Source organism: Streptomyces sp. NPDC033966 (assembly GCF_055575955.1).
The window spans coordinates 20,757-35,318 of sequence record NZ_JBVIRQ010000022.1 but is presented as its reverse complement, the minus strand read 5'-3'; the positions used below and the strand labels follow the sequence as shown (position 1 = coordinate 35,318).

At 71.3% G+C, this 14,562-nt stretch carries 12 protein-coding genes and 4 tRNA genes; 10 read left to right on the top strand and 6 right to left on the bottom strand.

Features of this window, described 5'->3' with window-relative positions:
- Positions 1-261: 261 nt before the first annotated feature.
- Positions 262-1,386, bottom strand: a complete 1,125-nt coding sequence (locus ACZ518_RS36535; RefSeq protein ID WP_469117347.1) for a Leu/Phe/Val dehydrogenase — start codon at positions 1,384-1,386, stop codon at positions 262-264.
- A gap of 169 nt (positions 1,387-1,555) precedes the next feature.
- Here ACZ518_RS36535 and ACZ518_RS36530 point away from each other — a divergent pair, with 169 nt between their 5' ends.
- Positions 1,556-2,428 (top strand): DUF8083 family protein, encoded by an 873-nt coding sequence (locus tag ACZ518_RS36530; RefSeq protein WP_469117346.1) that lies wholly within the window; start codon positions 1,556-1,558, stop codon positions 2,426-2,428.
- Between the two features lie 609 nt (positions 2,429-3,037).
- Positions 3,038-3,244, top strand: coding sequence for a developmental transcriptional regulator BldC (gene bldC / locus ACZ518_RS36525; protein ID WP_003949541.1), 207 nt, complete (start codon positions 3,038-3,040; stop codon positions 3,242-3,244).
- Positions 3,245-3,877: 633 nt separating this feature from the next.
- On the opposite strand, the gene ACZ518_RS36520 is transcribed toward bldC, so the two are convergent.
- Together ACZ518_RS36520 and hrpA are read right to left on the bottom strand one after the other, a co-directional pair.
- Positions 3,878-3,951, bottom strand: a tRNA-Asp gene (locus ACZ518_RS36520).
- Positions 3,952-4,020: 69 nt separating this feature from the next.
- On the bottom strand, positions 4,021-7,944 hold the full coding sequence (gene hrpA / locus ACZ518_RS36515; RefSeq protein ID WP_469117345.1) for an ATP-dependent RNA helicase HrpA: 3,924 nt from the start codon (positions 7,942-7,944) through the stop codon (positions 4,021-4,023).
- A gap of 110 nt (positions 7,945-8,054) precedes the next feature.
- On the opposite strand from hrpA, the gene ACZ518_RS36510 reads away from it, so the two are divergent.
- Genes ACZ518_RS36510 through ACZ518_RS36500 form a run of 3 tightly spaced genes read left to right on the top strand, consistent with a single transcriptional unit; the run spans position 8,055 to position 10,125 of the window.
- Positions 8,055-8,522, top strand: a complete 468-nt coding sequence (locus ACZ518_RS36510; protein ID WP_469117344.1) for a hypothetical protein — start codon at positions 8,055-8,057, stop codon at positions 8,520-8,522.
- A gap of 59 nt (positions 8,523-8,581) precedes the next feature.
- On the top strand, positions 8,582-9,292 hold the full coding sequence (locus tag ACZ518_RS36505; RefSeq protein WP_469117343.1) for a DsbA family protein: 711 nt from the start codon (positions 8,582-8,584) through the stop codon (positions 9,290-9,292).
- A complete protein-coding gene (locus ACZ518_RS36500; protein ID WP_469117342.1) occupies positions 9,289-10,125 on the top strand; it encodes a cytochrome c biogenesis CcdA family protein in 837 nt (278 codons plus the stop codon). The genes ACZ518_RS36505 and ACZ518_RS36500 overlap by 4 nt, the downstream gene beginning before the upstream one ends.
- Before the next feature lie 41 nt (positions 10,126-10,166).
- Here the strand turns inward: ACZ518_RS36500 and ACZ518_RS36495 are convergent.
- From ACZ518_RS36495 to ACZ518_RS36485, 3 genes are all read right to left on the bottom strand, one after another.
- Positions 10,167-10,240 (bottom strand) — tRNA-Phe (locus ACZ518_RS36495).
- A 22-nt stretch (positions 10,241-10,262) separates the two neighbouring features.
- Positions 10,263-10,336, bottom strand: a tRNA-Asp gene (locus ACZ518_RS36490).
- A 38-nt stretch (positions 10,337-10,374) separates the two neighbouring features.
- Positions 10,375-10,447 (bottom strand) — tRNA-Glu (locus tag ACZ518_RS36485).
- Between the two features lie 125 nt (positions 10,448-10,572).
- On the opposite strand from ACZ518_RS36485, the gene ACZ518_RS36480 reads away from it, so the two are divergent.
- From ACZ518_RS36480 to ACZ518_RS36460, 5 genes are all read left to right on the top strand, one after another.
- Positions 10,573-10,923: a metallopeptidase family protein gene (locus tag ACZ518_RS36480; protein ID WP_469117341.1), complete on the top strand. Its 351-nt coding sequence runs from the start codon at positions 10,573-10,575 to the stop codon at positions 10,921-10,923.
- Positions 10,920-11,399 carry a FluC/FEX family fluoride channel gene (locus ACZ518_RS36475; RefSeq protein WP_469117340.1) on the top strand — a complete coding sequence of 160 codons (480 nt, stop codon included), beginning with the start codon at positions 10,920-10,922 and terminating at the stop codon, positions 11,397-11,399. Before ACZ518_RS36480 ends, ACZ518_RS36475 begins: the two co-directional genes overlap by 4 nt.
- Positions 11,396-11,770 carry a fluoride efflux transporter FluC gene (locus ACZ518_RS36470; RefSeq protein WP_469117339.1) on the top strand — a complete coding sequence of 125 codons (375 nt, stop codon included), beginning with the start codon at positions 11,396-11,398 and terminating at the stop codon, positions 11,768-11,770. The genes ACZ518_RS36475 and ACZ518_RS36470 overlap by 4 nt, the downstream gene beginning before the upstream one ends.
- Positions 11,771-11,856: 86 nt before the next feature.
- Positions 11,857-12,516 (top strand): hypothetical protein, encoded by a 660-nt coding sequence (locus tag ACZ518_RS36465; RefSeq protein ID WP_469117338.1) that lies wholly within the window; start codon positions 11,857-11,859, stop codon positions 12,514-12,516.
- Between the two features lie 289 nt (positions 12,517-12,805).
- Positions 12,806-14,562: DEAD/DEAH box helicase (locus ACZ518_RS36460; protein WP_469117337.1), on the top strand; the 1,757-nt coding region annotated here is incomplete at its 3' end.

The following is a 14,562-nucleotide window of genomic DNA, read 5'->3' as shown; positions in this document are numbered from 1 at the left end:
GTGACGGGGCTCGACGGCCCCAGAGTCTGACACGCGTTCATGGTTCGGAGCGGGCTCTCCGTGGAGAGACCGTCCGTAGGGGTTTAACGGTACCTGCTTCCGCGGCCATACGGTACGCCGCCCGCATGACGTGCCTCTCCACAGAACCAGCGGGACACCCCGTACTCGCTGGTCAGCTGCGATTTTAACGCTTTCCTGGCCGCCGACCCGCCGAAGCGCAGTGAGTTCTGTCTCGCCGCGCTCCGGCGGGTCCCGGAAGGGCTACGCCTTGCGTGCCGCAGCGCGCTCCGCGAGGGCCTCGGACATCCGCTGCTCGGCGATCCGGTCGGCCGCGGCGGCCGGCGGGATCCCGTCCGCCTTCGCACGTGCGAATATGGCCAGGGTGGTGTCGAAGATCTTCGAGGCCTTCGCCTTGCACCGGTCGAAGTCGAAGCCGTGCAGCTCGTCGGCGACCTGGATGACCCCGCCCGCGTTGACCACGTAGTCGGGGGCGTAGAGGATCCCGCGGTCCGCGAGGTCCTTCTCCACACCCGGGTGGGCGAGCTGGTTGTTCGCCGCGCCGCAGACGACCGTGGCGGTCAGGACCTGGACGGAGTGGTCGTTGAGGGCTCCGCCGAGCGCGCAGGGGGCGTAGATGTCCAGGCCCTCCACGCGGATCAGGGCCTCGGTGTCGGCGACCGCGGTGATCTTCCCGTCCGGGTGGAGGTCGAGGACCTCGCGGACGGACTCCTCGCGGACGTCCGTGATCACGACCTCGGCGCCGTCCTCCAGCAGGTGCCGGACCAGGTGCTTGCCGACCTTGCCGACGCCCGCGACGCCGACCTTGCGGCCGCGCAGCGTCGGGTCGCCCCACAGGTGCTGGGCGCTGGCGCGCATGCCCTGGAAGACGCCGTATGCGGTCAGCACGGAGGAGTCGCCGGCGCCGCCGTTCTCGGGGGAGCGGCCGGTGGCCCAGCGGGTCTCGCGGGCGACGACGTCCATGTCCGCGACGTACGTGCCGACGTCGCAGGCGGTGACGTAGCGGCCGCCGAGCGACTCCACGAACCGGCCGTAGGCCAGCAGGAGTTCCTCGCTCTTGAGGACGGACGGGTCGCCGATGATCACGGCCTTGCCGCCGCCGAGGTCGAGACCGGCGAGGGCGTTCTTGTAGGACATGCCGCGCGAGAGGTTCAGCGCGTCGCGGACGGCTTCCTCGTCCGAGGCGTACGCGTGGAAGCGCGTGCCGCCGAGGGCGGGGCCCAGGGCGGTGGAGTGGATGGCGATGACGGCCTTGAGGCCCGTGGCTCGGTCCTGGCACAGCACGACTTGCTCGTGGCCGCCCTGCTCCGAACGGAACAGGGTGTGCAGGACGCCGTCGGTCATTTCGGTCACGGTGGTGACTCCCATGGAAGAGATGCGGCGGAAAGACGCCCGCCCTGCGGGTGGGGGAGGGCGCACTGGGAGCAGAGTAAGACCTGCGGCGCGCGGGGGTACCCCCTGTCCGGGGATCGGAACACTCCCGGGTTACCCGGGCCCCGGAGGTGAGCCGGAGCGCCAAAAAGGGGAGGACCGGGGCGTGAGCGAATCCCCACGGCCCGCGCCGGCCGTCCCGTACGCCTCCTACCTGCGCGTGTACGAGCCCCTCGCGGCGTTCGAGGAGCCCGAGCGCACGCACTGGGCCGCGTACGCCCGGCGCGGGACCGCCCCGACGGCCCAGGACGAACTGAGGCGCTCGCTCTCCGATTTGGTACGGGTCCCCGTGGTCGGGGTCCCGGTGCACGAGAGCGGGGACGCCTTCACGGTGGAGCTGGACGGGGTGCTGCTGGTGTGCCCCTGGCGGACCCGGCTGCGCGGCTGGCTGGCGCTGCAGGAGCTGGCTCGTGGGGGTGGCTCCCAGGCCGGGGGCTCCGGGGCGGAGTTCCCGCGCCCGGTGCTGGACGCGGCGCTGCCGCCGGCGCAGCGGCGCCGGGCCGCCGAGGCGTACGAGGCCTGGCGCGAGCGGAACCCGGACGCGCGGCCGTGGATCCGGACCGGGGTGTGGCAGGTCCCGCTGCGCTGGTTCGTGCTGGTGGCGGACGAGGAGCGGGAGTACCTGCCGGGCGAACGGCTGCGCTACCGGACGCCGATGGTGCAGGCCCGGCGGCGGCTCGCGCGGGCGCTGCGGACCCTGCGCGCCGAGGAGGGCCAGGGCTACGGGCCGCTGGCGGAGGGGCTGGTGGAGGTCGGGAGCTGGCTGGAGGAGTTCCATCCGCGCTCGATGGTCGAACTGGACTACGGGGGGCTGCTGCACGCGCTGCCGGCTGACGACCTGGCGGGGGACCGGTCGGCCCGTGACCTGGCGGAGGGCCTCGCGGCCCTGCGGGCGGGCGACCATGAGGGCGCCGCACAGGTGTACGGGGAGCTTTCGCTGCGGTGGCGGGCGGTCCGGGGGAGGCTCTTCGCGAACTAGGAGGGCTTTGGGCCTTTCGGAACCCGGGGTCGATGGGGATCATGTACGAATCCCGTTCGGTACCCGTTCGGGCCTCTCGCGTATCGCCCGTATCGGTTGTCATCGGCCGATCGGCCACAATACGCAGATCAGGGGTTTGATCACCGCATTAGGGTCTTAGTTCCAGGACCTACGTCCCGATACGGGCCATTGGCCCAAGCGTGACGGAACGCACTATCCACACCCTTGCGCCCTTCCCCTACCCTCGTGCCAAAATAGGACAAGGAGTCCGGGGAGGGTTCCTTCCACCCAACTTTGGGCGGAATGCTCGGTATTGCACTCTATGGGGGGTCTGACGACTCCTGATCGCTCTGTGACTGATCGTCACAGTGGGGTGACTGTCCGTTATAGGGCGGTCCATCGGCTTCCGCCGCTGATGAACACCTCGGAGGGCAATTCCATCGGTTTGGCCGTCGAGGCTGGACGGATGGTGTAGTTGTAGTGCCGAGGACAAGCCGTTCGTCCTATAACCGACTCGGCCTGCGTATGTCCATTTCGGGCAACGCGGGCCAAGGTGCAGAATTTAGAGGAAAGAACCGAGATGGTTCGGTTCTCCCGAGGAGGCCGCTCATGACCGCTCGCACCCCTGATGCCGAGCCGCTGCTGACCCCGGCTGAGGTTGCCACGATGTTCCGCGTGGACCCGAAGACGGTCACCCGCTGGGCCAAGGCTGGCAAGCTCACGTCCATCCGCACCCTGGGTGGACACCGCCGTTACCGCGAGGCCGAGGTTCGCGCACTGCTCGCGGGAATTCCGCAGCAGCGCAGCGAGGCCTGAGGTCCCGCAGCAACACCGCATTAACGGGTACGTGTCGGATCCCCCAATCCGATGAAACCCACATGGCTTCATCGGCTGGGCCTGCCCCAACAGGTCACTGCCGTTCGATCGCGCTGGACTCCGCCGGGTCCAGCGCGATCTTTTTTTATGTCCGGAGCGCCCCCGGGCGGGCCGGGGAGGGTGCGGGTCCCGTCGCCCCCGGATGCCGGCGAGGGATGGGTGCCATTGCACATATTAAATCGAGCGTGCATATGAGTCCGATAAGCGTGTGAGTCTCAAAAACTCATGTGGTGACACCCGTCACAGCTGATAACTCTTGTACATCCGGCAATGCCCCCCGTAAAGGGAGGTCCGGTACAGAGCTCCTCACGCGTATGGGGGATTTTTCCCCTCTGGGCGATGCGTCCCCCCGGCCCGCCGAAGGGCCCCTGTAAGCCCCCCGGGCCTGATCGGCGGCCGGGAAGTACCGCAGGGACGCCGGGGCCCTCAGAGGGGCCCACAGGGCCGCTGTGAGCCTCGGGCGATCATGCGGTGGGGGTGCGGGCCCGGCCCGCCGGCGTCGTGCGCACGATCAGCACCCGGATACGCGTCAGGGCCCGAATCCCTTGTGGGATACGGGCCCTGACGTTTCTGCGAACCTGACGGGACTTGAACCCGCGACCTCCACCTTGACAGGGTGGCGAGCTAACCAACTGCTCCACAGGTCCTCGATCGCTGCCGATTGCTCGGCTGCGAATCAGACTGTACAGCAGGTCAGGGGGTGCGGTCGAACCCGATCACGGGGCGAGTGCGTCCACCGCCTTCACGATGCGCTTGTCGGAGATCGGGTACGCCGTCCCGAGCGCGTGCGCGAAGTAGCTGACCCGCAGTTCCTCGATCATCCAGCGGATCTCGGTGACCGCCTCCGGGACCGGCCGGCCCTTCGGCAACTGCTCCAGCAGCCACAGGTACTCGTCCCGCATCTCGTGGACCTTCTGCATGCGGGTCGTGTCGCGCTGGGCGCCCGTCGGCATCTGCTGGAGCCGCCGGTCGGCCGCCACCAGGTAGCGCATCAGGTCCGGCAGCCGCTTCAGCCCGGTCAGCGTGACGAAACCGGCCGGCATCAGGGCCGCCAGCTGCGCCTTCACGTCCGCGACGTTCGCCATCAGGGCCAGGCTGCCCGTGGCCTTCAGGCGCCGCTCACAGGCCTGCCAGGCCGCCAGGACCTGCTGCACCTGCCCGACCGTCCGCACCGTCGTGTCCACCAGGTCGGCCCGGACCCGGTCGTAGAGCCGGCGGAAGCCTGCCTCGTCCCAGGCGGGGCCGCCGTGGTCGGCGATCAGCTTGTCGGCGGCCGCCGTCGCGCAGTCGTCGAACAGCGCCTGGATGGAGCCGTGCGGATTGCGCGACAGCGCCAGCTTCTGCTGGTTGGACAGCTTGTCCGAGGCGAACTTCGCCGGGTTCACCGGGATGTTCAGCAGGATCAGGCGCCGGGTGCCGAGCCACATCGCCCGCTGCTGCTCGGCCTCCGTGTCGAAGAGCCGTACGGAGACGCTCGTCCCGTCGTCCACCAGCGCCGGGTACGCCTTCACCGGCTGGCCGGCCCGGCGGGTCTCGAAGACCTTCTCCAGGGTGCCGATCGTCCAGTCCGTCAGACCGGTGCGCTCCAGGGACTCCCCGCCCGCCCGTTCGGCGGTGGCCGCCGCGGCCTTGGAGAGGGCCTGGCGGGCCTTCGGCTTCAGCTTCAGCCGCAGCGCCTCCAGGTCCTTGTCCTCGGCGAGGTTGCGGCGCCGCTCGTCGACGATCCGGAAAGTGATCTTCAGGTGGTCCGGGATCCGGCCCAGGTCGAAGTCCTCCGCCGCCACCGGCACGCCCACCATCCGGTGCAGCTCGCGCGCCAGCGTCACCGGCAGCGGCTCCTGCATGGGATGCGCCGTCTGCAGGAAACGCGTCGCGTAGTTCGGCGCCGGTACGTAGTGCCTGCGGATCGGCTTCGGCAGGGAACGGATCAGCTCCGTGACGACCTCCTCCCGCAGCCCCGGGATCTGCCAGTCGAAGCCCTCGTCCGTGACCTGGTTCAGCACCTGGAGCGGAATGTGCACGGTCACACCGTCCGCGTCCGCACCCGGCTCGAACTGGTACGTCACCCGGAACTTCAGCTGCCCCTGCCGCCAGGAATCCGGATAGTCGGCCTTGGTGACCCCGGCGGCCTTCTCCGTCAGCAGCATCTCGCGCTCGAAGTCGAGGAGTTCGGGCTCCTCGCCCTTCTTGTGCTTCCACCAGGAGTCGAAGTGCGCCCCCGAGACCACGTGCTCCGGGATCCGCTGGTCGTAGAAGTCGAACAGGGTCTCGTCGTCCACGACGATGTCGCGGCGCCGCGCCCGGTTCTCCAGCTCCTCGACCTCGGTCAGCAGCTTGCGGTTGTCGGCGTAGAACTTGTGGTGGGTCCGCCAGTCGCCCTCGACCAGCGCGTTGCGGATGAACAGCTCCCGCGACACCTCCGGGTCGATCCGGCCGTAGTTGATCTTCCGCTGGGCGACGATCGGCACGCCGTACAGCGTGACCTTCTCGTACGCCATCACGGCCGCCTGGTCCTTCTCCCAGTGCGGCTCGCTGTACGTGCGCTTGATCAGGTGCTGCGCGAGGGGCTCCACCCACTCGGGCTCCACCTTGGCGTTCACCCGAGCCCACAGCCGGGAGGTCTCCACCAGCTCCGCCGACATCAGGAACTTCGGCTGCTTCTTGAACAGCGCCGAGCCCGGGAACACCGCGAACTTCGCCGACCGCGCGCCCAGGTACTCGTTCTTGTCGGTGTCCTTGAGGCCGATGTGCGACAGCAGACCGGCCAGCAGCGAGATGTGGATGCTGGTCTCGGTGCCGTCGGCCTCGTTGACGTGGATCCCCATCGTCCGCGCCACCGACCGCAGCTGGGCGTAGATGTCCTGCCACTCCCGGATCCGCAGGAAGTTCAGGTACTCCTGCTTGCACATCCGGCGGAACGAGGACGAGCCGCGCTCCTTCTGCTGCTCGCGGACGTAGCGCCACATGTTCAGGTACGAGAGGAAGTCGCTCGTCTCGTCCTTGAACCGGGCGTGGTTCTGGTCCGCCTGCGTCTGCTTGTCCGACGGCCGCTCGCGCGGGTCCTGGATGGACAGGGCGGCCGCGATGACCATGACCTCGCGGACGCAGTTGTTCTTGTCCGCCTCCACGACCATGCGGGCCAGCCGCGGGTCCACCGGCAGCTGGGAGAGCTGGCGGCCCATCGGGGTGAGCCGCTTCTTCGCGTCCTTCTGCGCCGGGTCCAGCGCGCCCAGCTCCTGGAGCAGCTGCACGCCGTCGCGGATGTTGCGGTGGTCCGGCGGGTCGATGAAGGGGAACTTCTCGATCTCGCCGAGCCCGGCCGCGGTCATCTGGAGGATGACGGACGCCAGGTTCGTCCGCAGGATCTCGGCGTCCGTGAACTCCGGCCGGCCGTTGAAGTCGTCCTCGGAGTACAGCCGGATGCAGATGCCGTCACTGGTACGGCCGCAGCGGCCCTTGCGCTGGTTGGCGCTGGCCTGGCTGATCCGCTCGATCGGCAGCCGCTGCACCTTCGTGCGGTGGCTGTAGCGGGAGATGCGGGCCGTGCCCGGGTCGATCACGTACTTGATGCCGGGAACGGTCAGGGAGGTCTCGGCTACGTTGGTCGCGAGGACGATCCGGCGGCCGGTGTGCGGCTGGAACACCCGGTGCTGCTCGGCGTGCGAGAGCCGGGCGTACAGGGGCAGCACCTCCGTGAAGCGGAGGTTCTTCTTGACCAGCGCGTCCGCGGTGTCGCGGATCTCCCGCTCACCGGAGAGGAAGACCAGGATGTCGCCCGGGCCCTCGCCCTGGAGCTCGTCGACGGCGTCGCAGATCGCGGTGATCTGGTCGCGGTCGCTCTCTTCGGAGTCCTCCTCCAGGAGCGGCCGGTACCGGACCTCGACCGGGTACGTCCGCCCGCTGACCTCGACGATCGGCGCGTCCCCGAAGTGCCGGGAGAACCGCTCCGGGTCGATGGTCGCCGAGGTGATGACCACCTTGAGGTCGGGGCGCTTGGGCAGCAGCGTGGCCAGGTAGCCGAGCAGGAAGTCGATGTTCAGGGACCGCTCGTGCGCCTCGTCGATGATGATCGTGTCGTAGGCGCGCAGCTCGCGGTCGGTCTGGACCTCGGCGAGCAGGATGCCGTCCGTCATCAGCTTCACGAAGGTCGCGTCCTGGTCCACCTGGTCGGTGAAGCGGACCTTCCAGCCGACCGTCTGGCCGATCTCCGACTTCAGCTCCTCCGCGATGCGCTCCGCGACCGTGCGGGCGGCGATCCGCCGGGGCTGGGTGTGCCCGATCATGCCCCGGACGCCGCGCCCCAGCTCCATGCAGATCTTGGGGATCTGCGTGGTCTTGCCGGAGCCGGTCTCGCCCGCGACGATCACGACCTGGTGGTCGCGTATCGCCTCGGCGATCTCGTCCTTCTTCTGGCTGACGGGCAGGTTCTCGGGATACGTGACCTCCGGCATGCGCGAGGCGCGGCCGGCCAGTCGCGCGGCGGCCTTCTCGGCCTCCGCGGCGATCTCGTCGAGCACGGCCTGCCTGGCCTCGGGCTTGCGGATACGGCGGGCGCCCTCGAGGCGGCGGCCGAGGCGGTGCGCGTCACGGAGGGAGATCTCACCGAGAAGCGTCTGCAGGGCGGCGAAGGAAGTAGACATACCTGATCGAGGATCTCACCTGGGCCGGGCGGGTGGCGAACGCATTTGTGCCCCTCCCCGTACCATTTCGGGACGAGTCCCCCAGTTGTGCGAGTGAGAGGCCGCCCACCGTGTCCTTCCGCCGTCCGGCTGCCGCCGCCCTCGTGGTCCTGCTGGGCATGGCTCTCCTCCTCGCCCTGGCCGGGCGGGTACCGGGCGCCGCGGAGCGGGCCCCTGCCCCTGCCCTGGCCGGGCCGGGACGCATGACCCCGGTCCCGGCCCCGGTCCCGGCCTCCGCGCCTGCCGTGCGGCCCGAGGAGCCGGGGCCCGCTGCCCGGGCCACGGCCGGGCCGGGCGGGCCGGTGCGGGCGGACGCGGCCGGCGAGCGGGGGCCCTCCTGCGATCCCGGGGGCCACGGGCACGGGCCGGGGCCCGGAGTGCCGCCCCGGACCGGCGGGCAGGACCACGCGCAACTCGCGGCGGCCCGCCCCGCGCCCGAGCAGGCGCGCCCGCACCTCGCGATGCGCGTACGCGTCCCCGTACGCGGCCCCGGCCAGCGGGCGCCGAAGCCGGTGGAGCTGTCCGTGATGCGGGTGTAGGAGGGGGCGCACCGCCAGCCCCCTCACCGCACGCAGCCACGCAGTTCTGGAGTACCCGTATGTCCCGCTCGTCCCGCAAGCCCCTGCTGATCTCCGCCGGGGTCGCCGTCGCCGCCGTCACCCTCGGCCTGGTGTCCTGGCAGGCCACCGCCCCCCAGGAGAAGCCGCACCGCGACACCGCCGCCACCGCCGCCCCCCGCACCGACCCCGCAGCCGAGCTCAAGGCGCTCGCCCGCCGCGAGGCCGGCGACAAGCTCGCCGTCGGCCGCGCCGACGCGCCCGTCGTCCTCATCGAGTACTCCGACTTCAAGTGCGGCTACTGCGGCAAGTTCGCCCGCGACACCGAACCCGAACTGGTGAAGAGGTACGTCGAGGACGGCACCCTCCGCATCGAGTGGCGCAACTTCCCGATCTTCGGCGCCGAGTCCGAGGCCGCCGCCAGGGCCGCCTGGGCCGCCGGGCAGCAGGACCGCTTCACCGCCTTCCACGCGGCCGCGTACGCCGAGGGCGCCAAGGCCAAGGGCTTCGGCGAGGACCGGCTCGTCGAGCTGGCCCGCGAGGCCGGCGTCCCCGACCTGGACCGCTTCAAGGCCGACCTGGCCGGCGAGCAGGCCTCGGCCGCCCTGCGCCGCGACCAGGAGGAGGGCTACCGCATCGGAGTCCAGTCCACCCCCTCCTTCCTCGTCAACGGGCAGCCCATCGCCGGCGCCCAGCCCCTGGACGCCTTCACCGCCGCCATCGCCAAGGCCGAGGCGGCGGCGAAGCAGTGACCCACATCGGATACCTGGCCGCCCTGCTCGGCGGCCTCCTCGCCCTGCTCAGCCCGTGCAGCGCCCTGCTGCTGCCCGCCTTCTTCGCGTACTCCATCGACTCCCGCTCCCGGCTCCTGGCACGCACCGGGATCTTCTACGCGGGCCTCGCGAGCACCCTCGTACCGATGGGCGCGGCCGGCTCCTACGCGGGCCGCTTCCTCCACGGCAACCGCGACCTGCTGGTCCTCGCCGGCGGCTGGCTGATCATCGCGCTCGGCCTCGCCCAGATCCTGGGCCTCGGCTTCGCCCCGAGGCGGCTCTCCGAGCTGTCCGGCCGGATCCGCCCGACCACCGCCCTGTCGGTGTACGCCCTCGGCGCGGTCTACGGGCTGGCCGGCTTCTGCGCCGGCCCGATCCTCGGCAGCGTCCTGACGGTGGCCGCCGTCAGCGGCAGCCCGGTCTACGGCGGCCTGCTGCTGGCGGTGTACGCGCTCGGCATGGCCGTACCGCTGTTCGTGCTGGCCCTGCTCTGGGAGCGCTTCGACCTCGGCCGGCGGCGCTGGCTGCGCGGCCGGGCCTTCCGGGCGGGCCGCTTCGAACTGCACACGACCTCACTGCTGTCCGGGCTGTTCTTCATCACCCTGGGCGCGCTGTTCCTGGCCTACGACGGGGCGAGCGCCCTGCCCGGGCTGCTGGACGTCGACGACTCGTACGCCGTCGAACGGTGGGTCGGCTCCCTCGCGGACGCCGTCCCGGACTGGGCGCTGCTCGGCCTGGTCGGCGCGGGCGCCCTCGTCTTCGGCCTGGTGCACCGGCGCCGCTCCGCCCGGGCGGAGCGGCGGGAGGGGTAGAACGCGGAAGGCCCCGTCCGATGGACGGGGCCTTCCTTCTGTGGCTGGGGCCGGGGTCGAACCGGCGACCTATCGCTTTTCAGGCGATCGCTCGTACCAACTGAGCTACCCAGCCACGAGACCGTTTCCGGCCTCAGCGATCCTGACGGGACTTGAACCCGCGACCTCCACCTTGACAGGGTGGCGAGCTAACCAACTGCTCCACAGGACCTGGTGTGTGCAAGAGCAAGTCTTGCACATGGTGTTGCGTACCCCCAACGGGATTCGAACCCGTGCTACCGCCTTGAAAGGGCGGCGTCCTGGGCCACTAGACGATGAGGGCTAAAGGCCCGCCGGGCACTTTGCAGCGCGTCGGGGACGTGAGAAGCATATGGGATCCGAGGAGCTATCGCCAAAACGGTTTCCCCCGCGAGCTGCGGGCGCCCCCACCGGGGCGACAATGGCCGGGTGCTGGAGATGACGCGCGAGGAGTTCGAGGAGCTCGTCGCAGAGGCCCTGGACCGGATTCCGCCGGAGCTGACGCGGCTGATGGACAACGTCGCCGTGTTCGTCGAGGACGAGCCGCCGGCCGATGACCCCGAGCTGCTCGGCGTGTACGAGGGGACCCCGCTCACCGAGCGCGGCGAGTGGTACGCCGGAGTGCTCCCCGACCGCATCACGATCTACCGGAACCCCACGCTGCGGATGTGCGAGGACCGGGAGAGCGTGGTCGCCGAGACGGAGGTGACGGTGGTGCACGAGATCGCCCACCACTTCGGGATCGACGACGAGCGGCTGCACGCCCTGGGCTACGGGTGACCCGGCCCGTCCCCGGCGCGGAGGCCATCGACCCCGACGTCGACCTCCACGTACCCGCCCAGCGGGCCGAGCCGCAGGGCCGGGTGCTCGCCGCCGTCGCCGCGGGCGGGGCCGTCGGCGCCTCGGCCCGGTACGGGGTGGCGCTGCTGTGGCCGGCCGCGCCCGGGGATTTCCCGTGGGCGACCTTCTGGACCAACGCCGCGGGCTGCGCGCTGATCGGCGTACTCATGGTGCTGATCAGCGAGGGCGGGCGGAGCGCGCCGCACCCGCTGCTGCGGCCGTTCGCGGGGGTGGGGGTGCTCGGCGGGTTCACCACCTTCTCCGCCTACGCCGTGGACTTCTCCCGGCTGCTGGACGAGGGCGAGGCCGGGACCGCGCTGGCGTACGCCGGGCTGACGGTGGTGGCGGCGCTGGGCGCGGTGTGGGCGGCGGCCTCGGTGACCCGGCTGGCGCTCGGCCGGCGGGGGCGCCGGTGAACTGGCTGCTGGTGGTGGCGGGCGCCGTGGTCGGGGCGCCGCTGCGGTACCTGACCGACCGGGCGGTGCAGGCGCGGCACGATTCCGTCTTCCCGTGGGGGACCTTCGTGGTCAACGCCGCCGCCTGTCTGCTGCTCGGGGTACTGGCGGGGGCGGCGCTGGCCGGTGCGGGCTCCTCGCGGGTGGGCCTGCTGCTGGGGACGGGGCTGTGCGGGGCGCTCAGCACCTACTCGACCTTCTCGTACGAGACCCTGCGGCTGGCCGAGCGCGGCTGGCGGTTCCTGGCCGCGGCGAACGTGGCCGCCTCGGTGCTGGTGGGGCTCGGCGCGGTGACGCTCGGGTCGCAGGTGGCGCGACAGCTGTTCGCGTAAGGGGCGTGTCTCTTACGGGGTAAAGGGAGTTGGGTTCATTGACCCGCTCATCGCGGACCCCGCCGCAGTGCTCCGGAGGTGCCCCCGTGCGCCCTTTGACCGCTTCCCTGTCCGCGTCCCTCAGACTGGCCGTCTCCGCGCTCGCGGTGGCGGCGACGGCCGGCTGCATGAGCGTCGGCGAGGACGCCGCGAAGCCGGGGCCCTCCGCCTCGGTGGGCGGCAAGGACACGGGCGGGCCCGCCGGGGCGGCCGGCGGCCACGGCTCCGGGGTGCACGGCAACGGCCACGGCGTGAAGGACGGTACGGGGAACCAGGCGGGCAAGCACGGCGAGCCCGGGAAGGCCTCCGGCGCGACCGGCGCCTCGCCCAGCCCGGGCGCGCCCGCGAAGCCCGGGCAGCCCTCCCCGTCGGCCGGTCCGGGCGGCGGTGCGGGCGGTCAGGGCGGCCAGGTGCCCTCCGGGGGCGGTACGGGGGCCGGCGGCTCGGGTTCCGCGGCGGGCGGGGCCGGGTCGGGCTCGGGGGCCGGCGGTGCGGGGTCGGCCGCCGGGGGCGCGGGATCCGGTTCGGGGTCCGGGTCGGGTTCGGGGTCCGGCGGGTCGGGTTCGGGATCCGCTTCCGGCGGTTCCGGCTCCGGCTCCGGCGGGTCGGGCGGGACGACCACCCCCACGCCGGACCCCACCCCGACTGTGACGGAACCCACACCGAGCGGGTCGTCCGACGCGGGTCCCGGGGCGACCCTGGCCTAGGGCTGCTCTGCCCCGTTCTGAGGGGTTCTGGGTCGCCCGTCCGGGGTTCGCGTAACTCGTCCCCGGGGCATCGTCGCAGGTCAGCGGCGGATCCCGGGGGGCGACTTGCCAGACCCCCGGGAGGGTGCGTATGGTTATAGATCGTTTGATCCCATTGCCCGGCGCCGAATCCGAAGAGCGCCGTGTGGCGCGTACTCTCCCTAGCCGTGGCTGACCGCATTGAGGCGGTCGATTTGCGATTCACGGAGTTTGGGCGCGTGCCGAGACTCCGGAAGGTTTCGCATTTCGCATGTCCATTTCCAGTTCTGACCGTTCCGTCATGCCCGAGAACGACTCCACCGAGATCGTCGACGCCGAGACCCTCGCGGTCACCGAGGCCATGGACGCCATCGAGCGCGACGAGATCATCGAGGCCCTCGAGGCGGACGTGGCGGATGTCGCCGACGTGACCGCCGAGGCCGATCAGGCCGCCGACGCCGACGACGCCGAGCCCACCCTCACCTTCGCGGACCTCGGTCTGCCCGAGGGCGTCGTGCGCAAGCTCGGCCAGAACGGTGTCACCTCGCCGTTCCCGATCCAGGCCGCGACCATCCCGGACGCCCTGGCCGGCAAGGACATCCTCGGCCGCGGCCGCACCGGCTCCGGCAAGACCCTCTCCTTCGGTCTGCCGACGCTGGCCCGCCTGGCCGACGGCCACACGGAGAAGAAGAAGCCCCGTGCGGTCATCCTCACCCCGACGCGCGAGCTCGCCATGCAGGTCGCGGACGCCCTCCAGCCCTACGGCGACGTCCTCGGCCTGAAGATGAAGGTCGTCTGCGGCGGTACCTCCATGGGCAACCAGATCTACGCCCTGGAGCGCGGTGTCGACGTCCTCGTCGCCACCCCCGGCCGTCTGCGCGACATCATCAACCGCGGCGCCTGCTCCCTGGAGAACGTCGAGGTCGCGGTCCTCGACGAGGCCGACCAGATGGCCGACCTGGGCTTCCTGCCCGAGGTCACCGAGCTGCTCGACCAGGTCCCGGCCGGCGGCCAGCGCATGCTCTTCTCCGCCACCATGGAGAACGAGATCGGCACCCTGGTCAAGCGCTACCTGACCAACCCGGTCAGCCACGAGGTCGACAGCGCCCAGGGCAACGTCACGACCATGACCCACCACGTCCTCGTCGTGAAGCCGAAGGACAAGGCGCCGGTCACGGCCGCCATCGCCGCCCGCAAGGGCCGCACCATCATCTTCGTCCGCACCCAGCTGGGCGCCGACCGCATCGCCGAGCAGCTCATCGAGGCCGGCGTGAAGGCCGACGCGCTGCACGGCGGCATGACGCAGGGCGCCCGTACCCGCGTCCTCGCCGACTTCAAGGACGGCTACGTCAACGCGCTCGTCGCCACCGACGTCGCCGCCCGCGGCATTCACGTCGACGGCATCGACCTGGTCCTCAACGTGGACCCGGCCGGCGACCACAAGGACTACCTGCACCGCTCGGGCCGTACCGCCCGTGCCGGCAAGTCCGGCGTCGTCGTCTCCCTGGCCCTGCCGCACCAGCGCCGCCAGATCTTCCGCCTGATGGAGGACGCGGGCGTCGACGCCTCGCGCCACATCGTCCAGGGCGCCGGCGCCTTCGACCCGGAGGTCGCCGAGATCACCGGTGCGCGCTCGCTCACCGAGGTCCAGGCCGACTCCGCGAACAACGCCGCCAAGCAGGCCGAGCGCGAGGTCGCCGACCTGACCAAGCAGCTGGAGCGCGCGACCCGTCGCGCCGCCGAGCTGCGCGAGGAGGCCGACCGCCTCGTCGCCCGCTCCGCCCGCGAGCGCGGTGAGGACCCGGAGGCCGCCGTCGCCGAGGTCGTCGAGGCCGCCGAGGCCGAGGTCGCCGCTGCCGTGGCCGCCGTCGCCGAACCCGTCGCCCAGGAGCGCACCTTCGACCGCCGCGACGACCGGGGCAACTTCGAGCGCCGCGACAACCGTCGTGACGACCGCGGTGGCGACCGTGGCGGTGACCGTGGTGGCTTCCGTCGCGATGACCGTCCGTCGGGTGGCTTCCGCCGCGA

Coding starts and splice junctions, on each gene's coding strand:
- ACZ518_RS36535 (WP_469117347.1), bottom strand. CDS start 1,386: ATGGGAGTCACCACCGTGACCGAAATGACCGACGGCGTCCTGCACACC.
- bldC (WP_003949541.1), top strand. CDS start 3,038: ATGACCGCTCGCACCCCTGATGCCGAGCCGCTGCTGACCCCGGCTGAG.
- hrpA (WP_469117345.1), bottom strand. CDS start 7,944: ATGTCTACTTCCTTCGCCGCCCTGCAGACGCTTCTCGGTGAGATCTCC.
- ACZ518_RS36505 (WP_469117343.1), top strand. CDS start 8,582: ATGTCCCGCTCGTCCCGCAAGCCCCTGCTGATCTCCGCCGGGGTCGCC.